We start from the raw sequence: 24,438 nt of genomic DNA, 5'->3' as shown, positions 1-24,438 counted from the left end.
GACCGCCTCCGCCCCGCGCTGTTGCCCCCACGCTCAGTCGCGGGCGGCGTCCAGCAACCTGTGGCAGTCGGTGCGGAGTTGCTCGTCCGTGGCGCAGTCGTAGCGCATCCGGGCGCCGCCGCTGCCGGTGTTGCCGACCCGGCGCCGCTCCGCGAGCTCCGCCCGCAGCAGCCCGGCCAGGCCGGCGGGCAGGCCGGGAGCGCCCCGGCGCTCCAGGTCGGCCTCCGCGGCAGGCTCCAGGTCGGCCTCCGCGGATGGGTCCGGGAGTTCGAGGACCAGACCGGCCGCGATCACCGGCCGCAGCTCCCGGGCCCCGGCCCACACGGCGGTCAGCAGCGCATCCGCCTCGGCCGGCACCGCCGCCTCCGGCCCCGGGCCGGCGACCACCGCGCGCAGGGCGAGGGCGGCGCGGACGGCCGTCCGCTGCTCCGGATCGGCCAGGCACGCGACCAGGGCCGCCGTCAGCGGCGCGGCCTCCCACGCCATCCCGGCGGCCAGGTCGAGCGCCTGGTGCCGGGCCTCCCGCCCCGACCCTTCGCGGTCCGCGAGCAGATCGGCCAGGACGGGCAGCAGCGGCTCCGCCTCCTCCCCGGCGTGCCAGAGCGCCCGCACCGCCATCAGCCGCAGGCGGGGCGAGGGATCCGCCACCAGCAGCCGGAGCAGCGGCACCGCCTCCGCCACCTGCGGGCCCAGCCCGCCCGGGTGGCCGAGCAGGCTGTCGCAGGCGGCGCGGAAGGTGTCCGGGTGGTCCTCCCGCCGCTCGTGGAGCTGCGCCAGCAGCCGGCCGGCGAGGTCGCCGACCCGGGAGAGGCCACAGTCGATCAGGGCTCCGAGCAGACGGGCCATCTCCCGCACCCCGGCGTCGTCGAAGGACTCGGTGGCGGCCAGCCGGTCGCCGAGCACCTCCACCCGCCGTGCCAGCGGCTCCACCAGACCGGCGGCGTACGGGCCGAGTTGCTCGCACCACTGGGCCAGCTCGCGCGGGGCCTCCCACTCGGCGAGCAGCGGGGCGAGGACCTCCACGGCGCGTCCGTCCCCGGCGCTCACCAGCAGCAGGGCCGCCTGGCCGGGCAGGCTCTGCCGCCAATCGTCCCAGCCCGGGGCGAACCCGCGGCCGGGGCCGGGGAGTTCGGCGGGGCCGGTCGAGGCCAGCGCCGCCGCCGTGTCGAGCAGGCGGTCGGAGAGGGGCAGCCGGCAGGCGCGCAGTTCGCGGGCGGCGGCCAGGGCGGCTCGCCGGTCGGGGCCGGTGAGCAGGGCGTGGAGCAGTTCGGCGGTCTGCTCGGCGCCGGGCACCCGCCAGCCGCTGTGCAGGGCGGCCGCCCGCTCGACGGCGGCGGCCGGGCCGGCCGGATCGCCGTGCCGCAGGGTGTGCAGGACGAGGGCGTGGCGCTCCTCGATCCGGTCGCCGAGCGCCGTCAGCAGGGAGTCGAGGGCGCGGGAGGTGCGTTCGTCCGTGACGTCGTCCCCGGCCGCCGCCGTGTGCAGTCCGCGCAGGTAGGACAGCATGGTGGCGGTGTCAGGCCGCTCCGGCCCGGCGACGGGTGGTGGGGCGGTGGCGGCGGCACGGGCCAGGTCCAGCGCGGATGCCGCGCGTTCGACCGTCGCCTCCGGCAGGGCGTCCGGGGCGTGCCGCGCCAGGCCGGCGAGCGCGGTCAGGACCGCGGCCGGCGGTTCCTCGGGAGAGGCGAGCCGGAGCAGCAGGTCGGCCGCCGCTCCGGCCCGGTCGCCGAGCCGCCGGGCGACCGCGCCCGCCGACCCGGCGAGCGCCTGCCGTACCCCGGTGTCCCGTTCGGCGGACGCCCGATCCGTCAGCAGCCGTAGCGCCCCGGCCGGATCGGGGTACCGGCGGGCCAGCAGGCCGGCCGCCGTGCCGCGCACCTCCGGCAGCGGGTCGGCGAGCAGCGGGGTGAGCCCGGGCAGCCGTTCGGCCAGCTGGCGGCCGGCCAGCAGGGCGTGGGCGACCAGGAGTTCCTCGTCCTCCTCGGTGCAGGCGGCGATCGTCGCCTGCGGGTCGGGTATCGACCCGTCGGCGTACTCCACGGCCCACTCGGCGGTGGTGGCGATGCTGTCCAGCAGGTCGAGCAGCCGGTCGCGGTCCGGGACGGCCGGGTCGGAGGCCAGGGCGCAGAGGAAGGGCAGGCAGGCCAGCGTGGAGTCGTACACGTCTCCCTGGTGGTGGACCCCGCCGTACAGCGCGTCCAGGGCGCGCTCGCGCTCCGCCGGGTCGGCGGAGGTCAGGGCCCGCAGCAGCCCCGGCACGTCGGACGCCGGCCCGTACGCGTGGCCCAGTTCGGCCCAGGCGATCTCGTCCAACCCGTCCAGCGGCGCTGCCATGACTCTCCGTCCCCTGTTCGCACGCGGTACCGCCGGCCAGTCTGTCGCACCCCACTGACACCGGGCCGCCCGCCCTGGGGCGAGCGGCCCGGTGGGGCCCGCGACCGGTCCCGGTCCGGTCAGCCCAGGGGGTCGGCCAGCGCGATGCCCTCGGCGAGGAGCCGGTCGACGGTGGCGAGGGCGGTGGCGAGGCGCTCGGAGCGGTCGCCGGTCACCTCCCGCCAGGGGACCTCCGCCTTGGTGAGGACCTCCCGGAAGCGGCCGTTCATCCAGGCCCGCAGGTGCTCGCCGTCCCGTAGGCCGTCGTCCTCGAACGGCACGCAGACCTCCGAGGTCAGCCGGTAGAGCGCGCGCGGCGGGATGCCCGCCGCGAACTCCCGGACCGGGGGCGTCACGGCGACGCGGTACCGCTCCTGCCAGACCGTGGTGGCCAGGGCGTCGGTGTCGCACACCAGCACCGGTCCGCCCGCGCGGGCGGCGCGCTCCTCCGCCTCGGTCTGCCGCCGGCAGACGAGGGTGAAGTCCTCGTCCGTCCACTCCAGGTCGAACACGGAGGGTTCCGGCCGGCCGGCCCGGGCGGCCTTCGCCCGGGCGGCGGCGAGCTTGGCCACCGTCAGCTCCCGCCCGAACTCCGGTACCCGGCCGGTGACGCCGTGCACCCCGCCGCGGGCGCGCAGGGCGGCCGCCAGGTCGCGGGAGAGCGTGGTGGTGCCGGTGGACTCGGCCCCCAGGACGACCACCCGCCGGGTCAGCCAGCCCCGGACCGGCGGTTCCAACTCGGTCCAGTACGCGGCCGGGTCGGCCCGGACCGCGGTGCCGGAGACCGGGAAGGTGTCCCGGACCGGTCCAGCACCACGGCCGCCGCGTCGAACCGCCGGGCCAGCTCCACGCCGTAGCCCTCGGAGCTGAACACGGCGTCCACCGGGACCGGGTCCGCGCCGACCGCCTGCCGCATCAGGGCGACATGACCGGCCCAGACCTCCTCGCTGTCGTAGTCGACCTCCAGGTTGTCCACCACGCCGACCACCCTGACCTGCGGGTCGGCGGCCCAGGCCGCGCGGATCCAGGCGACCCGGTCGGCCAGCGGGATCGACTCCACGTCGGCCGCCATCACGACCACGGTGACCTTCGCGCAGGCGTCCGCGGCGCTGCGGATCAGGAAGTGGTGCCCGGCGTGCGACGGGTTGAACTTGCCGATCACCAGGGACGGTCCGAAGGCGGCCAGGAAGGAGGACGCCACGTCCCGCGCGTACCGGTCGAGGTCCCCGTCGGCGGTGAACCGCTCCCACATCGGGTCGGCAAGGACGGCGAACTCCTGTTCCTCCAGCCGGAACACCTCCGCGAACGGCCCGCCCGGCCGTGCTCGGCGCCCCGATCCCCGCCGCCACGGCGACCGCGGCGCGGTCGTCCCCCGCGGTGCCGAGCGGCGGCGACCCGCGGCCGGGGACCGCTCGCCGCCCGCGGCCCGTTCGACACCCCTTCGGACGCTGTCGAGAATGAGGGACGGGGGCAGGGGGAGCGGGACAGGGTCTCGGCGGCCGCGGCCGGAGGCGTCGAGGCGGGCCGACGGACCGGCCGGGTGGCGACGATGCCGTCGTGGCGATTGCGGGACTTCCACGAGGACGACCTGGACCGGGCCATCCAGCTCTGGGACCAGGACCGGCAGGCCGACGCGCCGCCCCCGGTGTTCCCGATCTCCGAGGTGATGGCCGCAGCCCGGACCGGCGGGCACGCGGTGGTCGCGGTGGTGGGCGAGGAGACGGTCGGCATGGCGGTGGCCCAGGGGCAGGGCGAGCGGGCCTGGATCACCCTGGTCGCGCTGTCCGAGATGTGGCGCAACCGCGGGATCGGCAGCGCGCTGATCGCCGAGCTGGAGCGGCGGCTGCGCACCCAGGGGGTCCGCCGGATCGGGGCCCTGCTCGCCCCGGGCGTGACCGGGACCAAGGCCCTGGACAACTCCGGCTACCGGGCCCGCGACGGCCTGGTCTACTACGAGAAGGTGGAGCACCTCGCCGCGAGCGACGCCGGCCTGCTCGCGCAGCTGGGCGGACGGATGCTGCCCCCCGGGCTCTGGGACGCCCTGGCCGGCATGGAGCGCGAGAAGCAGGCCATCGAGCGGCGGATCGTCCTGCCGCTGGCCGAGCCGATGGTGGCCGAGCGGTACGGGGTGCGGCCGCCGAAGGCGGTGATCCTCTTCGGCCCGCCGGGTACCGGGAAGACCAGCTTCGCCAAGGCGGTCGCCTCCCGGCTGGGGTGGCCGTTCGTGGAGATCTTCCCCTCCCGGCTGGCCGCCGGGGACGCGGGCGGGCTGGCCGCGTCCCTGCGCGACACCTTCGCGGACCTGGCCGAGCTGGAGAGCGTGTTGCTGTTCATCGACGAGGTGGAGGAGATCGCCGGCATCCGCTCCGGGGTGGCCGCCGACCTCGCCCACGGGGTCACCAACGAGCTGCTCAAGCTGATCCCCGCCTTCCGCGACCACGACGAGCGGCTGCTGATCTGCGCCACCAACTCGGTCCGCTCGCTCGACCCGGCGTTCCTCCGGCCCGGCCGGTTCGACTACGTGATCCCGGTGGGTCCACCGGACGCGGCCGCCCGGTCGGCGATCTGGCGCCGGTACCTCGGACCGGCCGCCGACTCCGTGGACCTGCCCCGGCTGGTCGGGGCGAGCGAGATGTTCACGCCCGCCGACATCGAGTTCGCCGCCCGCAAGGGCGCCCAGAGCGCGTTCGAACGCGAGGTGGCCGACCGCCGCGGCACGCCGGCCGGCACCGAGGACTACCTCGCGGCCGTCGCCGAGACCCGGCCCACGCTCACCGACCGCGCGCTCACCGAGTTCGAGGAGGACATCGGGAACCACGTGCGGACGTGAGCGCGGGCGCCCCCGCGGACTCACCCGGGGACTCACCCGGGGCGGGGGACCGGACCCCGGCAGGGGGTCAGGGCCCCGGGTGAGGGTCAGCCGACCCAGCCGCCGGTCATGCCGAGGACGGCCGAGCCGTCCAGGTCGGTCAGCTTGGCGCCGGTGAACCCGCGCGCCCAGTCCGAGGTCTGCAGCCGGAAGGCCGGGCGGTCGCCGGTCAGCGCCTCCAGGACGGTCCCGGCGACCTCCTCCTGGCTCTGCGCGCCGTTGAGGAAGCTCGCGACCGTACGGTCCAGGTAGGCCTGGAGCGCGGGGGCGTACGGGCCGGCCGCGGCGAGCTCGTCCTCGATGTCGAGCCCGACGTTGTTGACGAACTCGGTGGCCACGGCGCCCGGTTCGATCACGTGCACGCCCACGCCCACCGTGGCGGCGACCGGGGCCAGGCTCTCCATGTAGCCCTCGACGGCGAACTTGGCGGCGCAGTACGCCTCGTTGAACGGCTGGCCGATGACGCCGCCGACGCTGGTGACGGTGATCAGGCGGCCGCCGGTGGCGCGCAGGTGGGGGAGGGAGGCCTTGGAGACGTGGAGGACGCCGAAGAAGTTGACCTCCATGACCTGGCGGACGTCGGCGACGGTCTCGTTCTCCAGGGTGCCGAGGTGTCCGGCGCCGGCGTTGTTGACCACGGCGTCCAGCCGGCCGTAGTCGGCGATCACGCCGTCCACCGCGGCGGCGACGGAGGCCTCGTCGACCACGTCGAGGCGGCGGATGTCGAGCTCGACCCCGGCGTCGGCGGCGGCCTTGCGCAGCCGGTCGGCGCGGGCGGGGTCGCGGAGGGTGGCGACCGTGCGCCAGCCGGCCTTCGCGGCGGCCACGGCGGCGGCCAGGCCGATGCCGGAGGAGGTGCCGGTGATCAGGACGACCTTGGCGGCGGAGGAGGTGGAGGACATGGCGGGGCTTCCTTCCGGAAGGAGGGCAGGGGAGGGGGAGGCAGAGCACCGATTCGGTGTGTGCACACACACCATAGGCATTGTGTGCACACACACGCAACCCGGTAGGATGCGGGACCATGGCGACCAGGAAGCTCACCCCAGCCGAGATGTCCGAGGCCGACCACGCCTTCTACGGGCTGGTCTGGGCCGGGACGGTACTCACCGAACGCGTCGACCGCGCCCTCACCAAGGCGCACGACCTGCCCGTCTCCTGGTTCGAGGTGATGCTCTGGCTCGCCAGCAGCGACCAACCGGTGGCCGCCTCCGTCCTCGGCAACAGCACCATGCTCAGCCGCAGCCAGGTCTCCCGCGTCCTCGACGCCCTCCAGGCCCGCGGCCTGGTCTCCCGCACCCCCTCCACCCGGGACGCCCGCTCCATCGAGGTCGCCCTCACCCCCGAGGGCCGCCGGCTCTTCGAGGACGCCGACGCCACCCGCCGCGCCTGCCTCGCCCCCGTCTTCACCGACCTCCTCGACCAGGCCGACCTCGAAGCCCTCGGCGCCGTCTGGCGCAAGCTCAAGGCCAACAAGGACGCCTGACCCGCCCCGGTACGGAGCCGCACGGCTTGTCGCAGCGTGCCGCTACGGTTCCGATCATGAGCGAAGAGGTGCAGCACCGCCGTCCGAACGCCGTCCACCCCGCCGACCCGGCCTGGACGGACCCGGAGTGGCTGGTCACCGCCGACCCCCAGCAGGTCCACGCCCTGCTGGACACGGCGACGGACCCCGGAGCCCGCACCGTCGCCGCGGTGTACCGGGCCGCCCTGAAGGCCCACCCCGAGCTGGCCCCCGAGCAGCGCCGCCAGGTCCTCGCCCTGACCGCCGCCCGGTACGGCGAGACCGCGCTGGCGGACCGGATCCGGCAGGCCGCGGTGCCGGGCCGCCCCGCCCCCGCCTGGCACCCGGCCTGGGCGACCGGCCCCGCCACCGCCGACCCGCGCCTGCTGCGCACCCTCACCGGCCACGCCGGCCCCGTCATCGCCGTGGCCACCGCCACCGCCGGCGGCCGGCCGCTGGCCGTGTCCGCGGGCCGGGACGCCACCGTCCGGGCCTGGGACCTCGTCACCGGCGGACAGCTGCACGTCTGGGAGGGCAGCCGGACCGACCCGGTGTCCGCGACGACGGTCGAGCTGCTGGCCCTCGCCACGGCGACGGTCGACGGCCGCGCCCACGCCCTCACCACCGACGCGGAGGGCACCGTCCGCGCCTGGGACCTGGAGACCGGCCGACCGGCCGGCGAGTTCGCCAGAAACGTCCAGGGCGTGACCGTGGGCCGCCCGGCGCTGCTCACCGTGGACGCGGACGGCGCGCTCTCGGTCTGGGACCCCGCCGCCCGCACCCTCCTCGGCCGCCACCCCGCCGTGCTGGACATCGGAGTCCTCGACGGCCGGACGGTCGCAGCCACCGCCGCCCGGGACGGACGGGTCCAGGTCGCGGACCTGGCGACCGGACGGCTCATCGGCGCCGACCACCGCATCCTGCGCGCCGGCCGCGACACCGCCGGCCGGGCCGTCGCCGCCACCCGCCACCCGGACGGCACCGTCCAGGTCTGGGACCTCGACAGCGGCCTCCCGCTGCCCGACGCGGACCCGGACGGCATCGCGCGGACCCCCGGCGAGTCGCTGCAGGACGCCACCGTGCTGACCGTCGCCGAGGGACGGGCCGTCGCCGTCACCCTCGCCGACGAGGAGGACCCCGTCCTCGTCGGCGACCTGTCCGGCGACCGCGGCGGCCCGACCCTCTGGGGTCCGCGGACCGCACTCCTGGGCACCCGCCGGGTCGCCGTCCTCGTCCGGCCCGACCACATGCTCGACCTCTGGGACCTCACCCCGGCCGGACGCCGTCCCGACGGCACGCCCGAGCTGCGCAGCGTCCCGCCGGGCCCACCGTCGGCCGACCTAGGCCTCGCCGACGCGGGCCTCGCCGACCTGGGCTTCGAGGAGGGCGCCCGGCCCCGCCTCTGGGAGACCGTCGCCGCCGGCCGCAGGACCGGCGCCCTCACCGCCGGGCGCCGGGGCGGAACCGGACCCGCCGCCGCCTCCCGGCCGTTCACGCTCGACGGCCGACCCGCCCTCCTCGCCGCCGGACCGGACGGCACCCTCACCGCCCGGACGGCCGAGGACGGGCCCGCCCTCGCCGAGCTGCCGGCCGGCCACACCGACCGCGTCTGGGCCGTGGACACCCTGGACGCCCCCGACCACCCGCCGCTCGCCGTCAGCACCGGCCTCGACCGGACCGTCCGCGTCTGGGACCTCACCACCCACCGGCCCCTCGGCGCACCCCTCGCCGGCCACGCCGGCCAGGTCTGGGACGCCACCCTCACCACCCTGGACGGCCGCCCCACCGCCGTCACCGCCGGCGCCGACCACACCGTACGGCTGTGGGACCTCGCCGGCCCCCACCCGGCCGAGGGCCCCCGCCCCGGCCACACCGGCGACATCCTCGCCCTCACCACCGCCCGGATCGACGGCCGCGACGTCGCGATCACCGCAGGTGCGGACCACACCCTCCGCACCTGGGACCTGGCCACCGGCCGGCCCGCCGACGACCCGGTACCCGCCGACGCCGCCGCCCTGACCACCACCGCCCTCAAGGGCCGGCCGGTCCTCGTCCTCGCCACCCCGGACGCCACGCTGCGCACCCTGGACCCGGCCACCGGCCACGACCTGTACGACCCCGTCCCCACCGGCCACGGCCGGGTGCTCGCCCTCGCCGCCGCGCTGGTCGACGACCGGCCCGTGGTGGTCACCGCCGGCAGCGACCGCACCGTGCGGCGCTGGGACCCGGCCACCGGCGAAGCCCTCGGCGACGCCCTCACCGGACACACCAGCCGGGTCACCGCCGTCGCCACCCTGCAGCTCGCCGGACGGCCCGTCGCCGCCACCGGCAGCTGGGACAAGACCGTCCGGCTCTGGGACCTCACCACCGGGCAACCCCTCGGCGAGCCCCTCACCGGGCACACCGACTGGGTGACCACCCTCGCCGCGTCGACCACGGCCGACGGCGCCCCCGTCCTGATCAGCACCGCCCGCGACCGGACCCTCCGCCGCTGGGACCCCGCCACCGGTCGGCAACTCGCCACCCTCCCCCTCGCCCACCCCGCCACCACCACCGCCCTCACCACCCCCCACCCCGACCACCCACCCGTCACCGCCCTCACCCACGGCCGCACCCTGACCCTCACCGGCCCCCACCCCGACGAGGCCCACCTCTTCCCCCACCCCATCCACGCACTCACCCCCACCCCCGACGGCACCCTCCTCGTCGCCACCGGCCCGGAACTCGCCCTCCTCCACCCCAGAGGCGCGTAAACGAGCGGTCAACCCAGGGGCGCCGCACCCCCCTACCCCACGCAGCCCCCGCCCCCGATGGGTCTGAACGCATCCGGGTCCCCTCTCAGGGGCGACGGGAACTGCACGAAAGCGGAAGGTGCAGCGCCGCACCCTCCCGCCACGCGCTGGTCATCCCCCCGTGGTCCACGGGCCCGGCGCGTCGAACCGTCCGTTCACCGCAGCGGGTAGGAGACGACCGGACACCCCGACGAACGGAGGACGGCCATGGACGAGGACGCACTCGGGCACCCCGCAGCGCCGCACGGCACCCCGTACGACGGGAGTGACGGCAGCCGGCCGTCCCTCCCGCGCCGCCACCTCCTCGGGGCGGGAGCAGCGGCCGTCCTGGCGCCGCTGGTCTTCGCCGCACCGGCACGAGCGGCGGCAGCCGCCGACCCGACCGGTGAGCGGACCCTGACCGTGACCGGCCATCTCCCCACCGGTGCACCGGACTTCGTCCACCTTCCCGTCGAAGTCCCGCCCGGGGTAAGAGAGATCGCCGTCTCCTACTCCTACGACCGGCCTTCCGTACCTCCCGGGACGCCCGGGAACTCCTGTGACATCGGCATCTTCGACGAGCGTGGGGTCGACCTCGGGGGGCCGGGCTTCCGCGGCTGGTCGGGCGGGTTCCGGACGTCCTTCGCGATCAGCCGCTCGTCCGCCACGCCGGGGTACCTGCCCGGGCCGGTCAGGGCGGGCACCTGGCACGTGGTGCTGGGGCCGTACCAGGTCGCGCCGCAGGGCATGGACTACCGGGTCGAGGTGGCGCTGCGGTTCGGCCCGCCCGGGGAGCCGTACCGGCCGTCCTACCCGGCCGAGCGGGGCCGTGGGCGCGGCCGGGCCTGGTACCGGGGCGACTGCCACCTGCACACCGTGCACTCGGACGGCCGCCGGCTGCCGGCCGAGGTGGTGGCCGGGGCCCGCGCGGCGGGCCTGGACTTCATCGTCTCGACCGACCACAACACCTCTTCCTCGCACGGTGATTGGGGTCCACTGGCCGGGCCGGACCTGCTGGTGATCACCGGTGAGGAGGTCACCACCCGGAACGGCCACTGGCTGGCGCTCGGCGTGCCGCCGGGGGAGTGGGTCGACTGGCGGTACCGGGCCCGCGACGGCGTCCACCCCCGGTTCGCCGGACGGGTCCGGCGGGCGGGTGGCCTGGTGGTGCCGGCACATCCGCACTGCCCGTACGTCGCCTGCCAGTGGAAGTTCGGCTACCGGGAGGCGGACGCGGTGGAGGTGTGGAACGGGCCGTGGACCTTCGACGACGAGTCCGCACTGGACGGCTGGGACGCCCGGCTCGCCGAGTCGGCCCGCGGCGGCGGGGACACCTGGCTGCCCGCGATCGGCAACAGCGACGCCCACAGCGAGCCCCAGCCGATCGGCTCCCCGCACACGGTGGTCCTGGCCGAGGACCTCACCCGCCGGGACGTGCTGGCCGGGATCCGGGCCGGGCGCAGCTGGATCGCCGAATCCGCCGCCATGGAACTGGAGTTCACCGCCGCCGGGGACGGCCGGTCGGCCGGGATCGGCGAGCGGCTGACCGTCCCCGCGGACGCGCCGGTGGACGTCCGGCTGAGGGTCTCCGGGGTGCCGGGCGGGACGGTCCGGATCCTGACGGACGAGGGCCAGATGCACCAGCACTCCCTCCCGGCCACCGGCGCCGACACCGTGACTTGGCGGACCACCGCCTCCCTGGCCGGCTACGTCCGGGCCGAGGTCCGCCACCCGCGCCCGGACGGCGGCCCGGGCAGGGGCAACTCCATGGGCCCGGACCTCCCGTTCGGACCGATGGCGGCGCTCACCAACCCGATCCTCCTCACCGCACGCGGCTGAGACGCCCGGACCGCCACCAGCCCCCACGGTCGGCCGTGAACGCCCCCGGAAAGCCCCGGAAAGCCCCGGAAGGCCCCGGTCAGGGGCGCGTGGACTGTGTGCATCCGGAAGAGGCTGCCAGCTCGGCGACCGCGTCGGCCACCAGGTCCACCTCCTCCTCGGTGTTGTAGTAGTGCGGCGACAGCCGCAGACACCACTCCACCTCCTTGTCGGAGAAGTCGAACTGGGCGAACTCCCGGTAGCTGAGAGCCGAGTTGATCCCCCGTGCGTCCAGGGCCACCTTGAACGGCGCCGCCTGCCAGCCGTCGATGGTGAAGGTGACCAGGGCGGCCGGCGACGGCCCGCCGTCCAGGGTGCGGATCCCGTCGGTCCCGGCCAGCCGCTCGCGCAGCCGGGCCGCGAGGGCGGGGGTCCGGCGTGCCACCGGCGCCACCCCGACGCGCAGCGCGTAGCGGACTGCCGCGGCACACCCGAGCACGGTGGCGTACGGGAACTCCCACTCCTCGAACCGGGCGGCGCTGTCCACCGGCCGGTAGTAGCCGGGCGCCACCCAGCGGGCGCCGTGCATGTCGATGAACAGAGGTTCCAGGCCCGCGTCGAGGACCCGGTCGGAGACGTACAGGAAGCCCGAGCCGCGCGGTCCGCGGAGGAACTTCCGGCAGGTGGCGGTGAGCAGGTCGCAGCCGATCTCCTCGACGTCCACCGGCAGTTGGCCGACCGACTGGCAGGCGTCCACGAGGTAGAGCAGGTCGAGTTCGCGGCAGTGCCGCCCGATCTCGGCCACCGGCTGGACCAGCCCGGAGTTGGTGGGGACGTGGGTGGCGGCGACCAGCCGGGGACGGTGCCGGCGCATCAGCGCGGCCATCGCCGACACGTCCACGCCGCTGCCGTCCGCAAGGTCGGGGGCGTGTACCACCCGGACCCCGTGCCGCTTGCGCAGCGCCAGGAAGGCGATCTGGTTGGAGACGAAGTCGTTCCGGGTGGTCAGGACGGTGTCGCCGGGGCGGAAGTCGATCGCGGAGAGGGCCTTGCTGTAGGCGTGGGTGGCGCTGGCGGCGAAGGCGATGTTGCGGGGCCGGGCACCGAGCAGCTCGGCGGTGGCGGCGTAGAAGTCCGCCACCCCCTCGGCGCGGGCGGCCGCTGCCTCGTAGCCGCCGACGGCCGCCTCCAGGCGGAGGTGGTCGAGGGTCGCCTCCAGGACCGGACGGGCCATCAGGCCGCAGCCGGCGTTGTTGAAGTGGACCACCGACCCGCAGCCCGGGGTGTCCGCCCGCAGCGCCCCGAGGTCGAGGAGCGGTTCCGTGCCCGGGGCGAAAGCGCTATCATGATTCTTCATGTCAGACGGTAGCAGTATCGACTCCCTGGTGGCCACCCTCCGGACCGAGGCCGCCCGCCTCGCCCCGGGCGCCCGGCTGCCCAGCAGCCGCGACCTGATCGCCCGTCACGGCGTCGGCCCGGTCACCGTCTCCCGCGCCATCGCCCAGCTCGCCGCCGAGGGCGTCGTGGTCACCCGGCCCGGCAGCGGCACCTACGTCGCCGCCCGGCCCGCCGCCGGCGGCACCGCACCCGCCGACACCTCCTGGCAGTCCGTCGCCCTCGCCGGCCGCCACGTCGAGCCCGGCACCGAGGACGCCGCCGACGAGGACCCGCCCGGCACCACCCCGCCCGCCGGCACCATCGCCCTGCGCGGCGGCTATCTACACGAGAGCCTCCAACCCACCCGCCTGCTCGGCGCCGCCCTCGCCCGCGCCGCCCGCCGCCCCGACGCCTGGCACCGCGCCCCCGCCGCCGGACTCGCCCCGCTCCGCGCCCAGTTCGCCCGCCAGGCCGGCGGCGACACCGCCCCCGAGGACGTCCTCGTCACCGGCGGCGGCCAGGGCGCCCTGTCCATGCTCTTCCGCGCCATCGCGGCCCCCGGCGCACCCGTCCTCGTCGAGTCGCCCACCTACCCCGGCGCTCTCGCCGCCGCCCGCGCCGCGGGACTGCGTCCCGTCCCCGCGCCGATGGACGAGCACGGCCTGCGCCCCGACCTGCTCGCCGACGCCTTCGCCATGACCGGCGCCCGCCTGCTCTACTGCCAGCCCACCTTCCACAACCCCACCGGTACCGTCCTCACCCCCGAACGGCGCCGCCAGATCACCGACGTCGCCCGCGCCGCCGGCGCCTTCCTCATCGAGGACGACTTCGCCCGCCACCTCGGGCACGGCCGACCCGTCCCGCGCCCCCTGGTCGTCGAGGACCGCGACGGCACCGTCGTCCACCTCACCTCGCTCACCAAACCCGCCTCGCCCAGCCTGCGGATCGGCGCCGTCATCGCCCGCGGACCCGTCATGCGGCGCCTTCAGGCCATGCGCCGCGTCGACGACTTCTTCATCGCCCGGCCCCTCCAGGAAGCCGCCGTCGAACTCCTCTCCACCCCCGCCTGGGACCGACACCTGCGCGGCCTCGCCACCGCCCTGCAGCACCGCTGCGCCACCCTGGCCGGCGCCCTCGCCCGCGAGCTGCCCGACTGGGCCCCCACCCGGATCCCCCAGGGCGGCCTCCACCTGTGGATCCGCCTCCCGGCCGGCCTCACCGACCGCGCCGTCGCCGAGGCCGCCCGCACCCACCGGGTCGCCGTCGACCCCGGCCACCGCTTCTTCCCCGCCGAACCGCCCGTCGGCCACCTGCGCCTAGCCTTCGCCGCAGCGGCCGACCCCGCCGAACTCACCGAGGCCGTCCACCGGCTCACCGAAGCCGTCCGCACCCTGACCTGAACGCCCGGTGGCTGGTGCCCGGTGCCCGGGCTTGCGGGACTGCGGTGCTACCGGGGCCACGGACGCCGGGGTGCCGGGAGCGGGCCCTACGAGTCCTCGGACGCCGGTGACGGCCGGTTGCGGGCGGCCAGGCGTCCGGCGGCGACGGGCAGCACGATCCACAGGATCCAGGCGTACGGGGTGACGAAGAACAGCGGGATCGACAGGCCGAAGCCGAGCATCATCCCGAGGACGGCCGAGGTGGCCGCGGGCTGCGCGCCGGGCGGCAGGTCGGCGGCGCGCAGGCGGTGGGTGGTCATGTGCCGTTCCATCGCCAGCACCGCCGCGCTGCCCAGCACCTGCAGCAGGGCGTAGAACCCGAACCGCACCGGCATGGTGTCCACGTCGTCGCCCTCGGTGGTGAGCAGCTTGGTGGCGAACGGGTTGAGCACGATCGCCATCAGCCAGCAGGCGTTGAGGGTGCGCAGCCGGGCGTCCACCCGCTCGGTGAACCGGAACACGCCGTTGTGCCGGTTCCAGCCCGCCGCGATGACCACGAAACTGATCAGGAACGCCAGGTAGTGGTCCAGGTCGTCCGCCACCGAGGAGCGGAACTCGGCCACGCCCGGCCCCTCGGGGACCGGCAGCTCCAGCGCCAGCAGGGTGATGGCGATGGCCACCACGGCATCGGAGAAGAAGATCAACCGGTCCGCCGACCGGGCCTCGAACGCCCGGAGCTTCCTCGCCTGCACAGATCCTCCCTCGACGGTCCGCCCCATCCTCGCCGCCGCGCGCGGGTCCGCGGCCGCTGCGACACGCCGCGCGGGCGGGGCCGACCCGGCCCGGGGCCACCGCACGGGTACCGGTCGGCTACTCGTCGGCGAAGAGGGTGCGGGCCGCGTGCTGGGTGTCGGTGTACTCGCGGACCGCGGTGATCCGGCCGTCCCGCACGGTGAAGACGCCCAGGCAGCGGTTGTCGTACGGGTGGCCGTGCCGGCTGCTGCCCCGGGAGGTCCACTCGGCGACCACCTGCTCGCCGTCGGCGATCACGTTGGTGACGGTGATCCGGGGCCTGCCGTCGGGGGCGAAGAGGGCGCCGGCCGAGCCGAGGAAGTCCTCGAGGATGGCCGTCCGGCCGCTCCACACCCGGCTGATCGGGAGGTCGCCCGGGTACTCCCAGGTCGCGTCCTCCGCGAAGCTGGCGGCGACGGTGTCCAGGTCGCCCTCGGCGACGGCGGTGACGTAGGCGGTGACGACGGTCCGCGGATCGGCGACGGTCATGGCGAACTCCCTGCTGGCTGACGGTGGTCGGAGGACTGGCACCGGACTCCCGCCGGCGCCGCTCCGGTTCGACCCCCAGCCAACCGGCCGGCCCGGGGCGGGTCCAACAACCCGGACCGACCGTCGACAACCACCGGTTGTCACCACTGCTCCACGGACCGGCCTCGCCACGCACCGTGGCGGCGCGGGCGCTCGGCGGGCCCGGCGCGGCCGAGTGTGGAACGGTGGGACGGGGGTGGGCGTACCCGTTGCGAGAGGAGTGGCCATGTCATCGAAGCGGCGTCGCAAGAAGAAGGCGCGCGCCAGGCGCGGGGCGAACCACGGCCGTCGCCCGCAGTGCTGAGCGCTGCCCACCGTACGGGACGGGCGGACGCACCCGCCGGGAGCGCCCGCCCGCCCGTCCGTCCTGTCGAGTGGGTGACGGCGCGGGAGGCGGGGTCACCCATGACCGCGCAGTCCTGCGGTGTGAGAACCTACGGGCGCGAGCAGGTAGGGGCGGGGCACACCGGAAACGAGGGGGCGGAATGGGAACGGGCGGTTCTGTGGGGGAGGGTCCGATGCCGGTGGAGACCGCCGGTCACCTCCTGGAGCGGATCCGGCAGGGCGCCGGGTACGCCCGCGGGAAGAAGAAGCGTCTCCGCCTGGCCTCCTCGGCGTTGAAGGTCCTCACGCTCGGGCTCTCCGCCGCCTCGACGATCATCCTCGGCCTGCAGGACCTGGACTTCTGGGCCGGCGTCGCCTTCTCCCTGGTGGCCCTGGTCACCCTGCTGGGAGCCGTGGAGTCGTTCTTCAACTGGAGATCGCGCTGGGTGCTGATGGAGGAGACGCAGTACCGCTTCCGGCGCCTCGCCGACGAGCTGGAGTACCTCATCGCCTCCACGCCCGCCGCCGACCTCACCCACGATCGGCTCCGGCCCCTCTTCGACGAATACCAGCGCGTCTGGGCCCACCTGAGCGAGGGTTGGCTCCAGGAACGCCGCGCGTTCCCCTCCCCCTCCGGCCACCACTGAGCCGCCGACTCCCGCGGAGCGTCGGCGGCCACCGGCAGGTGACCGCGGGTCAGCGGGACGCCGGCTCGACCGTGACACCGACGCCGTGGTGGCGCAGTCGTGCGGCCACCAGCTCCACTTCGACGAACGTGCCGACGAGGCCGACGTCCCGCAACTCGTCCGCGGCGGCCCGTGCTTCGGCCAGGGACAGGCCGTGGAGCTCGCGGAGGGCGCGGAGGACGGCGACCGCGCCCGCCCCGGGTTCGGTCAGCCGGAGGCGGGCGGGTCCGTGTGCGGCCAGCAGGGCCTGGCGGAGGTGTTCGGGAGTCGGGCCGCCGGTGTCCTCGTCGCACCAGCAGGCGGAGCAGGACCGGCAGGCCGACTCGCCGCCCCACCACAGGCGTCCGTCCAGGATGAACTGACCGGTGTCATGCACCAGTTCACCGCCGCAGGCGCGGCACCGCGTCGTGATCCTCACGCCCTGGGTGATCACCGCACTCCTTCCCCCTCAGGGCCGGCGGGTGTCAGTCCAGGGTGCCGTACTCGTCCGCCAGGTCGGTCAGGAGGGGCTCCCAGAACGCGGACTCCGGGTCGTGGCCGAGCTCGGTGAGCAGGGCGGTGAACTCGGCGCGGGCCGCGTCGGATTCGGCCCCGTCGCCGGTGAGACGGTTCTCGAACCGGGCCAGCAGGCCGAGCGCGCCGACCATGGACGCCAGGCTGCCGGCGGCGTGGCCGCCGTAACCCTCTGCGTGGTCCCAGCCGTCCGGGTCGTAGACGTCCAGCCCGCCGCTCTCGCCGCAGAGCATCAGGTGCTGCCCGTTGCGCGTGCCGATGCTGTACGCGTAACGCTCCGGCTCGGAGTCGTCGTCCGGGTAGCGGTTGCCGAACAGCTCGTCGGGGTCCTCCTCCCACATGCCCTCCTCGGGCAGGTCGGCCGAGTCCCAGCCGGCGAAGCTCAGCCGCGCCGCCGGCAGCCCGACCGTGGTGAGGAAGGCACGCGCCCCCGCGTCGGTCAGCCGCTCCGGCAGCTCCGACTCGGCAGGCCGCCAGACCGCCCCCTCGCCGAACAAGGACTCCAGCCACGCCGTGGTCGGCTTCCTTGCGGCCGCCAGCAGTTCGCTCTCGGACGTCGACTCGGTCACGGGATCCCCCTTCGAACGGTGAAGGCCCCATCCAACCGCACGCCACCGACGCCCGGTCGCCGACCCCGTGGCTTCCCCCGTGCCGACGGACCCCGTGACAGGCTGTCCCCACCAAGGCGGCTCCCGCCGGGGGCCGCCCGCTCCTACAGTGGCCGCCCGGGGACGGACCAGCGGAAGGGAACGGAGCATGACGGGCGATCAGCGGACGCCGCACGCCGAACTCGGCGTCATCGGCGGCTCGGGACTGTACGCACTGCTGGACGGCATGACCGAGGTACGGGTGGACACCCCGTACGGTCCGCCGAGCGACACGCTGTTCATCGGCGAGGCGGCCGGACGGCGGGTGGCCTTCCTGCCCCGGCACGGGCGCGGCCACGGCCTCCCGCCGCACCGGATCAACTACCGGGCCAACCTGTGGGCGCTGCACTCCCTGGGCGTCCGGCAGGTGCTCGGGCCGTGCGCGGTCGGCGGGCTGCGCCCCGCGTACGGGCCCGGCACACTGCTGGTGCCGGACCAGTTCGTGGACCGCACCTCCGGCCGGGAGCAGACCTTCTACGACGGTCGCCCGCTGCCGGACGGCACCCTGCCCGGGGTGGTGCACGTGTCCATGGCCGACCCGTACTGCCCCGCCGGGCGGCGGGCCGTGCTGGAGGCCGCGCGCGGGTCCGGATGGGAGCCGGTGGACGGCGGCACCCTGGTGGTGATCGAGGGCCCCCGCTTCTCCACCCGCGCCGAGTCCCGCTGGTTCACCGCCAACGGCTGGTCGGCGGTCGGCATGACCGGCCACCCCGAAGCCGTCCTCGCCCGTGAACTCGGCCTCTGCTACACCTCCGTCAACCTGGTCACCGACCTCGACGCGGGCGTGGAGACCGGTGAGGGCGTCACCCACGCCGAGGTCCTCGCGGTCTTCGGCCGCAACGTCGACCGCCTGCGCGGCGTGCTGTTCGCCGCCCTCGACCGGCTCCCCCGGCGCCGCGACTGCCCCTGCGCGCGGGCCCTGGACGGCTTCACCCCCGGCCTGCCCGGCGTCCCCGAGCCGTGACCGGCGGCAGGCCGTCGCCGTCCGGCCGACGGCCCGTCGCGGTTGCTGTTCGTGCGGGTGTGCCGGTGTTCAGTGTCGGCGGCCCAGCACCTCGGCGAGGCGGCTCACCCCGTCCTCGCCGTGGCCGAGGGCGATGGTCCGGCGGACCAGACCCTCGGCCGCGCGCATGACCCCGGACTCGATGCCGTGCGACTCGGCGGTGTGCACGACGTGGGCCATGGTGGAGACCCCCGAGGTGAGCGGGTTGATCGCGCCTGAGTAGCTGCCGCTGTCGAAGTCCTCGGCGAACTCCGCGAACAGCGGGGGCAGGATCGCGCCGATCCCCTGGGCGAACGGCGCCAGCTCCCGCCCGCTGATGCCCTCGGCCTTGGCCAGCGCCAGCGCGTGCACGTACCCGGCCATCGCCGTCCAGAAGATGTCCAGCAGCGCGATGTCGAAGCCGGCCGCCCGGCCGATCTCCTCGCCGAGGTGGGTGTGGGTACCGCCGAGCAGCGCCAGCACCGGCGCGTACCGCTCGTAGAGGTCGGCCGGCCCGCTGTGGATGAAGACCGCCTCCGGCGTGCCGATGCTCGGGGCCGGCGTCATGATGGCGCCGTCCAGGTACGCGACGCCGTGCTCCGCCGCCCAGGCGGCCGTGGACCGGGCCCGGTCCGGCGAGTCGGCGGTCAGGTTGACCACCGCCCGGCCCTTGAGCGCGGCCGCGACCTCCGCACGGCGCAGCACGGCGTCCGAGGCGTCGTAGTTCACCACGCAGACGACGGTCAGCTCGCTCGCCGCCACGGCCTCCTCTGCCGTGGCCGCGCTCAGCGCGCCCCGGGCGACCAGAGCGGCGTCCCGGCCCGGGGTGCGGTTCCAGACCGTGGTGCGGACGCCGGCGTCCACGAAGGCGCCGGCCAGGGCACGTCCCATCGGCCCGAGGCCGAGCACGGTGACGGTGGGCCGGGTGTGGTTGGTGGACATACTTCATCTCCTGTAGACATGGTGGTGGACAACGAGGACCCCGGGGGGAAGAGATGACGCGCAGTCAGGCCGTGAACCCGAACGTGTGCGGGGTGACCGCCGTGATCGCCGTGATCGACGGCAAGTGGAAGACGTCCCTGCTCTGGCTCCTGGAGGCCGGCCCGCACCGCCCCGCCGAACTCCGCCGACGGCTGCCCGGCCTCAGTGAGAAGGTCCTCACCCAGGCCCTGCGCGAGATGGAGTCCGACGGCCTGGTGCACCGCGAGGTGCACGACGTCCTTCCGCTGAAGACGGTCTACTCCCTGACCGACTTCGGACGCCGGCTCTCCGACGCCCTCGGCCCGATCTCCGACCTGGGCCACGAGCGCCTCGACCGCATGACGGCCGAGCAGGCCGGACAGGTCGAACCGTCGGCCTCCTGACCTGCTGTCATCTCCCTTCGTCCTTCTGGGCACCAGTCTCGTCGCACCGCACGTCGCTGCCCAGTACGCACAAAAAGGTGGCTACGGGGCCGGGAGGCGATGGCGGGCGTGAGTCCGTCGTTCCCCGGCCCGAGCGTGGCCGGCGGGCTACCGTGGAGTCGAGCGGCCGGTGACGGCCGGGCGCAGGCCGAGGCGAGGGGGGCGGGGATGACGGAGCTGCCCGCACCGGGCCGGGACACCACCGTGCCGCGGCCGGTGATCGACCCCGGGCTGCCCGCGCGGGACCGGACGCGGATCGACCGGATCCTCACCGGGTACCCCCACCTGTTCGCCCACCCCGCCGACGCCGAACCGCCGCGCTACACCAGCGGGGTGGCCGTCGGCAGCCTGCCCGGGGTGGTCGCCACCGCGGGCGCCGGGGGAGTGGCCGCCCTCCTGCCCGGCCTGGTCGACCAGGCGGGGCCGTCGGGTCCGACCGGCCCGACGGGCTTGATGGGCTCGGTGGGCGAGGCCGTCCTGCGGGCCGTGGAATGGGCGGGCGGCGCGGGCCCGTTCGTCCTGGCCGGCGCGGGGGCGTACGTGGCAGGCATCCTCGCCGTGCGGTACGGCCGGTCCCGCGCCGCCAACCGGACGCTCGCGCAGGCCCGGGCCCACTGCGTCCACCCCGCCGCCCTCACCCCGGAAGCCGCCGGCCTGCTCGCCCGCGCCCAGCGGGCCATCGCCACCGTCACCGCCTCCCGGACCCACCGGTCCGACCTCGCCGGGCTCCGGCCGTACGACGACCTCCACCTCCCCGCCGAGGAATGGGAGATCGCCCGGACCCTCCAGGCGCACAGCCGCCTCAGCGCCGGCCCGGCGGACCCCGGGCCCGTCCCCGCCGAGGAGCAGCGGGCCCTGGACGAGGTGCTCGCCGGCACCGAACGCCGGGTCCGGGCCCTGGAGTCGTACGCCCACCGCGTCGCCGCGACCGACCGTGCGACGATCACCGCCGAGCCCCCTGACGGGGAACCGTCGCCCCGGCGGGAGCAGCTGCTCCACCTGCTCGCCCGCACCGCCGCCGACGACCTCGCCGCCGCCGAGACCCTGGCCCTCGCCGACCGCCTGCCACCTCCCGATCCGGCCGGCCCGTAGCCCAACCCGGCTCATCCGGGCCGACCGGGTCGGCCGACCGGCCGGGCGTCCGTCAGCGGGTGCGGGCGGTGGCGGCGACGGCCGGCAGGACGGCCAGCGCGAGCAGGCCGCCGGCCAGGGCGAGGACGGGGTAGCCGGCGAGGTCGACCACCGCGCCGGAGGCCAGGCCGCCGGCGGCGCCGGAGACGGCGATGGCCACGTCCACCATGCCCTGGGTCTTCGCGCGGGTGGCCAGGGGAGCGGCGTCGGTGATGATCGCGGTACCGGAGACCAGGCCGAGGTTCCAGCCGACGCCCAGCAGGGCCAGGGCCAGTGCGAGCAGGGCGACCGAGTCCCCGGGGGCGACCGCCGCGAGCAGGCCCGCGGCCAGCAGCACGACGCCCGAGGCGCAGGCGACGGCCAGGCGCCCGTACCGGTCGACCAGACGGCCGGTCACCGGCGAGGGCAGGTACATCGCACCGACGTGGATCGCGATCACCAGCCCCGAGGCCGCCGTGCCGTGGCCCATGTCCTGCATGTGGACCGGCGTCATCGTCATCACCGCGACCATGACCAGCTGCGTCAGAACCATCACCGTCGCGCCGAGCAGCACGCCGCCGCGGGCCCGCGGTGCGGCCTCCTGCCGTCCGGCGTCCCCCTGGCCCGGGTCCGCCGCGGGGGCCGTCTCGGCGAGTGCCCGGGCCAGCAACAGCGGGTCCGGGCGCAGCCGGACCGCCAGCACCACGGCCGCCGCCGCGTAGGCGACGCCGGCCAGGATGAACGGCCCGGCGAGGTGGGGTATGCCGAGCGCGTGGGCGAGCCGGCCGGTCGGGGCGGCGAGGTTGGGACCGACCACACCGCCGAGGGTGGTGGCGACCAGGACGGTGGACACCGCGCGGGCGCGGTGGGTGGCCGGTGCGAGGTCGGCACCGGCGTACCGGGCCTGGAGGTTGGTGGCGCTGCCGGCGCCGTACACGAACAGCGCGGCGAACAGCAGGGCCGGACTGTCGGCGACCGCGGCGGCGATGACGCCCGCGCTACCGACCGCGCCGGCCCCGTACCCGAGGGCGAGACCCCGACGGCGGCCGTGCGCCTGGGAGACGCGGCTGACGGCGATCGCCGCCAGCGCGCTGCCCGCCGTGAACAGGGCGCTGGGCAGGCCGGCCAGCCCGGTGGTGCCGAGCATCTCCTGGGCGAGCAGGGCGCCGACGGTGATGCCGGCGGCGAGACCGGCGCCGCTGAGCACCTGCGAGACCACCAGGACGGTCAGGACGCGGCGCTGCGTCCCGGGGTCGGCGGCGAGCCCGGCGAGCTCGGCGGAGGCGGGGGAGGCGGTACTCGTCACGGAGGCGGGCTCCTTCTACGGCTGCAACGGGCTGCAACGGCTTCAGCGGCTGCTACGGCGGGCGGGCACGGCGACGCGTCGGGAGCGCCGCGGCGACCAGGGGGATCATGCCATCGGACCGGGCACCACGGGGAGGTCCGCGCACGGACGGAAACCGCCGGCGGAGACCCGGGCCCTGCACACCGGATCCTGCACGCCGGGTCCTGCGCACCGGGTCCTGCGCACCGGGGGAGACGACACCCGGGGAGCCGCGGCCGGGGAAAAGGGTGCCGGACCGGGGTGGGGGGCCCGGTCCGGAGCTTTGGGAGCGACCTGCGGAACGGTGGCTGGGCGGCAACTCGGCGCCGGCCGCCTGCTGGGCGACGCGTCAACACGCAGGTGAGCTGAGAGTAGAGCCGACGTGTACGGTAAATCAATACTGGACGGTGTTCATTAATGACCGGTAAGTTTCCGACGTGCTGCCGAGCCACCCGGAACCGCTGGTCACCGCCCCCGCCGAAACCGCCCTCCTCTCCCTGCTGCTGACCGAGGGCCCGCTCAGCCGGGTCGACCTGGCCCGCCGCACCGGCCTGTCGGCGACGGCGATCACCAAGGCCGCCCGCCCGCTGATCGAGGACGGCTACCTCCACGAACTCCCGCCGCAGCGCACCGCCCCCGGCGCCGGACGCCCGGTCAACCCGCTGGCGGTCACACCCGACCGGCAGTTCTTCGCCGGGGTGAAGATCAGCGACGACACCGTGTACGGCGTCCTCTGCGACCTCCGCGCCACGACCCGCGCCACCGCCAGGCGCCCGCTCGCCGCCCGCGACCCCGAGGCCGTCAGCGCCCTGATGGCCGACCTGGTCGAGGAACTGCTCGACGCGGACCCCCTCCACCGCGCCCGGACCCGGCACCTGGGCATCGCCGTCTCCGGTGACGTGGACCGCGCCGCCGGCCGGGTCCGCTACTCCACCCGGCCCGACTGGCAGGACGTCCCGCTGGCCGAGGCCGCCGCGAGGGCCACCGGACTCGCGGTCACCGTGGAGAACGACGTCAAGGCCCTCACCGCCGCCGAGCACTGGTTCGGCGAGGGCACCGGCACCGAGGACTTCGCCCTGGTCTGCATCGGCGCGGGCATCGGCGCCGGACTGGTCGTCAACGGCCGCCTGCTGCCCGGGGCGTACGGCGTGGCCGGGGAGGTGGGCCACATCTCCGTCGACCCCGCAGGACCGCGCTGCGCCTGCGGCTCGACCGGCTGCGTGGAGAGCATCGCCTCGACCAGCGCGATCCTCGACACCGTCCGCCGGACCACCGGCCGACCCGACCTCGACTTCCCCGCGGTCGTCGAACTGGCCCGCTCCGGCGACCCCGCCGCCCGCGACGCCTTCGCCCGCGCCGGACGGGCCATCGGCACCGGCATCGCGGCGCTGGTCAACCTGTTCGGCCCCGAGCGCGTGGCGGTCACCGGCGAGGGCCTGGACACCTACGACCTGTTCGGCGCCCACATCCAGGTCGCCTACACCGCCGACGCCTTCCGCAGCGCGGGCCGTTGCCGCCTGACCCTGCGCCCGCTCGCCTGGGACGACTGGGCCCGCGGCGCAGCCGTCGTGGGCATCCAGACCCTCTTCGGCTGACCCGCCCGACCCCGTCCGGCTCACCCGGCCGGCGCGGTCCCGATCTCGACCACCCGGAGCCCACCGGGCGCCTGCCGGGGGGTGGTGCGGGGTGGTGGTGTCGGGTGGCGTGGGCCGGCGCCGCCCCTCGCCGTCGGCCTGCTCGAAGTGCTCGACGGCGCGGGCCCGTTGGCCGTGCACGGCGGCCCGGACCGCGAGGAACGACGCGCACCGGGTCCGGGTGGCTGCGGCGGCCCGGGTCCGGGCGTGCGAGGGCGCGCGCGTGCGAGGACGTACCCGCTGCGCACGAGGAGCCGCCGGCTCGGCACGGCGGTGGGGGACGTCTGCCGCGCCGGCGACCCGGACCACCCTTCCGGAGCCTGGCGGCCGTGTCACCCGTGGGCTGTTCGGCTGCGGGGTGGCGACCCCATTCCTAGGTACCCGACGAACCGGGCTACGGATGACAA

At 75.9% G+C, this 24,438-nt stretch carries 19 protein-coding genes and 1 pseudogene; 10 read left to right on the top strand and 10 right to left on the bottom strand.

Features of this window, described 5'->3' with window-relative positions:
- Positions 1-33 precede the first annotated feature (33 nt).
- Positions 34-2,334 (bottom strand): hypothetical protein, encoded by a 2,301-nt coding sequence (locus ABWK59_RS02645; protein WP_354637634.1) that lies wholly within the window; start codon positions 2,332-2,334, stop codon positions 34-36.
- A 119-nt stretch (positions 2,335-2,453) separates the two neighbouring features.
- A pseudogene (locus tag ABWK59_RS02640) lies at positions 2,454-3,559 on the bottom strand (AAA family ATPase).
- Positions 3,560-3,922: 363 nt separating this feature from the next.
- On the opposite strand from ABWK59_RS02640, the gene ABWK59_RS02635 reads away from it, so the two are divergent.
- On the top strand, positions 3,923-5,203 hold the full coding sequence (locus ABWK59_RS02635) for an ATP-binding protein (protein WP_354637633.1): 1,281 nt from the start codon (positions 3,923-3,925) through the stop codon (positions 5,201-5,203).
- Between the two features lie 86 nt (positions 5,204-5,289).
- On the opposite strand, the gene ABWK59_RS02630 is transcribed toward ABWK59_RS02635, so the two are convergent.
- Entirely contained in the window at positions 5,290-6,144 is an 855-nt protein-coding gene (locus tag ABWK59_RS02630) for an SDR family oxidoreductase (protein WP_354637632.1), read from the bottom strand.
- A 119-nt stretch (positions 6,145-6,263) separates the two neighbouring features.
- Between ABWK59_RS02630 and ABWK59_RS02625 the strand changes: the two genes are divergently transcribed.
- The 3 genes from ABWK59_RS02625 to ABWK59_RS02615 all read left to right on the top strand — a co-directional run bounded on the left by ABWK59_RS02625 (position 6,264) and on the right by ABWK59_RS02615 (position 11,353).
- Positions 6,264-6,725: a MarR family winged helix-turn-helix transcriptional regulator gene (locus ABWK59_RS02625; protein WP_354637631.1), complete on the top strand. Its 462-nt coding sequence runs from the start codon at positions 6,264-6,266 to the stop codon at positions 6,723-6,725.
- Positions 6,726-6,781: 56 nt separating this feature from the next.
- Complete coding sequence (locus ABWK59_RS02620) at positions 6,782-9,496, top strand: WD40 repeat domain-containing protein (RefSeq protein WP_354637629.1); 2,715 nt, start codon at positions 6,782-6,784, stop codon at positions 9,494-9,496.
- 246 nt (positions 9,497-9,742) lie between these two features.
- Entirely contained in the window at positions 9,743-11,353 is a 1,611-nt protein-coding gene (locus ABWK59_RS02615) for a CehA/McbA family metallohydrolase (protein ID WP_354637627.1), read from the top strand.
- Between the two features lie 79 nt (positions 11,354-11,432).
- Here the strand turns inward: ABWK59_RS02615 and ABWK59_RS02610 are convergent, their stop codons facing one another.
- Positions 11,433-12,689: an aminotransferase class V-fold PLP-dependent enzyme gene (locus ABWK59_RS02610; RefSeq protein ID WP_354637626.1), complete on the bottom strand. Its 1,257-nt coding sequence runs from the start codon at positions 12,687-12,689 to the stop codon at positions 11,433-11,435.
- On the opposite strand from ABWK59_RS02610, the gene ABWK59_RS02605 reads away from it, so the two are divergent.
- Positions 12,688-14,109: a PLP-dependent aminotransferase family protein gene (locus ABWK59_RS02605; protein ID WP_354637624.1), complete on the top strand. Its 1,422-nt coding sequence runs from the start codon at positions 12,688-12,690 to the stop codon at positions 14,107-14,109. The genes ABWK59_RS02610 and ABWK59_RS02605 overlap by 2 nt on opposite strands.
- A gap of 86 nt (positions 14,110-14,195) precedes the next feature.
- On the opposite strand, the gene ABWK59_RS02600 is transcribed toward ABWK59_RS02605, so the two are convergent.
- Positions 14,196-14,840, bottom strand: a complete 645-nt coding sequence (locus ABWK59_RS02600) for a TMEM175 family protein (protein ID WP_354637623.1) — start codon at positions 14,838-14,840, stop codon at positions 14,196-14,198.
- A gap of 118 nt (positions 14,841-14,958) precedes the next feature.
- Positions 14,959-15,369, bottom strand: a complete 411-nt coding sequence (locus ABWK59_RS02595) for a nuclear transport factor 2 family protein (protein WP_354637622.1) — start codon at positions 15,367-15,369, stop codon at positions 14,959-14,961.
- A gap of 557 nt (positions 15,370-15,926) precedes the next feature.
- On the opposite strand from ABWK59_RS02595, the gene ABWK59_RS02590 reads away from it, so the two are divergent.
- Entirely contained in the window at positions 15,927-16,379 is a 453-nt protein-coding gene (locus ABWK59_RS02590; RefSeq protein ID WP_354637621.1) for a DUF4231 domain-containing protein, read from the top strand.
- A 49-nt stretch (positions 16,380-16,428) separates the two neighbouring features.
- Here the strand turns inward: ABWK59_RS02590 and ABWK59_RS02585 are convergent, their stop codons facing one another.
- Complete coding sequence (locus ABWK59_RS02585; RefSeq protein ID WP_354637620.1) at positions 16,429-16,794, bottom strand: hypothetical protein; 366 nt, start codon at positions 16,792-16,794, stop codon at positions 16,429-16,431.
- Positions 16,795-16,882: 88 nt separating this feature from the next.
- Positions 16,883-17,500 (bottom strand): SUKH-4 family immunity protein, encoded by a 618-nt coding sequence (locus ABWK59_RS02580; RefSeq protein ID WP_354637619.1) that lies wholly within the window; start codon positions 17,498-17,500, stop codon positions 16,883-16,885.
- Positions 17,501-17,687: 187 nt separating this feature from the next.
- Between ABWK59_RS02580 and ABWK59_RS02575 the strand changes: the two genes are divergently transcribed.
- On the top strand, positions 17,688-18,542 hold the full coding sequence (locus ABWK59_RS02575) for an S-methyl-5'-thioadenosine phosphorylase (protein WP_354637618.1): 855 nt from the start codon (positions 17,688-17,690) through the stop codon (positions 18,540-18,542).
- Positions 18,543-18,611: 69 nt separating this feature from the next.
- Here the strand turns inward: ABWK59_RS02575 and ABWK59_RS02570 are convergent, their stop codons facing one another.
- A complete protein-coding gene (locus tag ABWK59_RS02570) occupies positions 18,612-19,502 on the bottom strand; it encodes an NAD(P)-dependent oxidoreductase (RefSeq protein WP_354637617.1) in 891 nt (296 codons plus the stop codon).
- 53 nt (positions 19,503-19,555) lie between these two features.
- On the opposite strand from ABWK59_RS02570, the gene ABWK59_RS02565 reads away from it, so the two are divergent.
- Positions 19,556-19,924 carry a winged helix-turn-helix transcriptional regulator gene (locus ABWK59_RS02565; RefSeq protein ID WP_354637616.1) on the top strand — a complete coding sequence of 123 codons (369 nt, stop codon included), beginning with the start codon at positions 19,556-19,558 and terminating at the stop codon, positions 19,922-19,924.
- Between the two features lie 207 nt (positions 19,925-20,131).
- Positions 20,132-21,055 carry a hypothetical protein gene (locus ABWK59_RS02560; RefSeq protein ID WP_354637615.1) on the top strand — a complete coding sequence of 308 codons (924 nt, stop codon included), beginning with the start codon at positions 20,132-20,134 and terminating at the stop codon, positions 21,053-21,055.
- A 52-nt stretch (positions 21,056-21,107) separates the two neighbouring features.
- Here ABWK59_RS02560 and ABWK59_RS02555 read toward each other — a convergent pair whose 3' ends face one another.
- Entirely contained in the window at positions 21,108-22,379 is a 1,272-nt protein-coding gene (locus ABWK59_RS02555; protein WP_354637613.1) for an MFS transporter, read from the bottom strand.
- 455 nt (positions 22,380-22,834) lie between these two features.
- Here ABWK59_RS02555 and ABWK59_RS02550 point away from each other — a divergent pair, with 455 nt between their 5' ends.
- Positions 22,835-23,992, top strand: coding sequence for an ROK family transcriptional regulator (locus ABWK59_RS02550; RefSeq protein ID WP_354637612.1), 1,158 nt, complete (start codon positions 22,835-22,837; stop codon positions 23,990-23,992).
- Positions 23,993-24,438 lie beyond the last annotated feature (446 nt).

This window comes from Kitasatospora sp. HUAS MG31 (genome assembly GCF_040571325.1).
Lineage (GTDB): Bacteria > Actinomycetota > Actinomycetes > Streptomycetales > Streptomycetaceae > Kitasatospora > Kitasatospora camelliae.
This window is presented reverse-complemented; position numbering and strand designations above follow the sequence as displayed.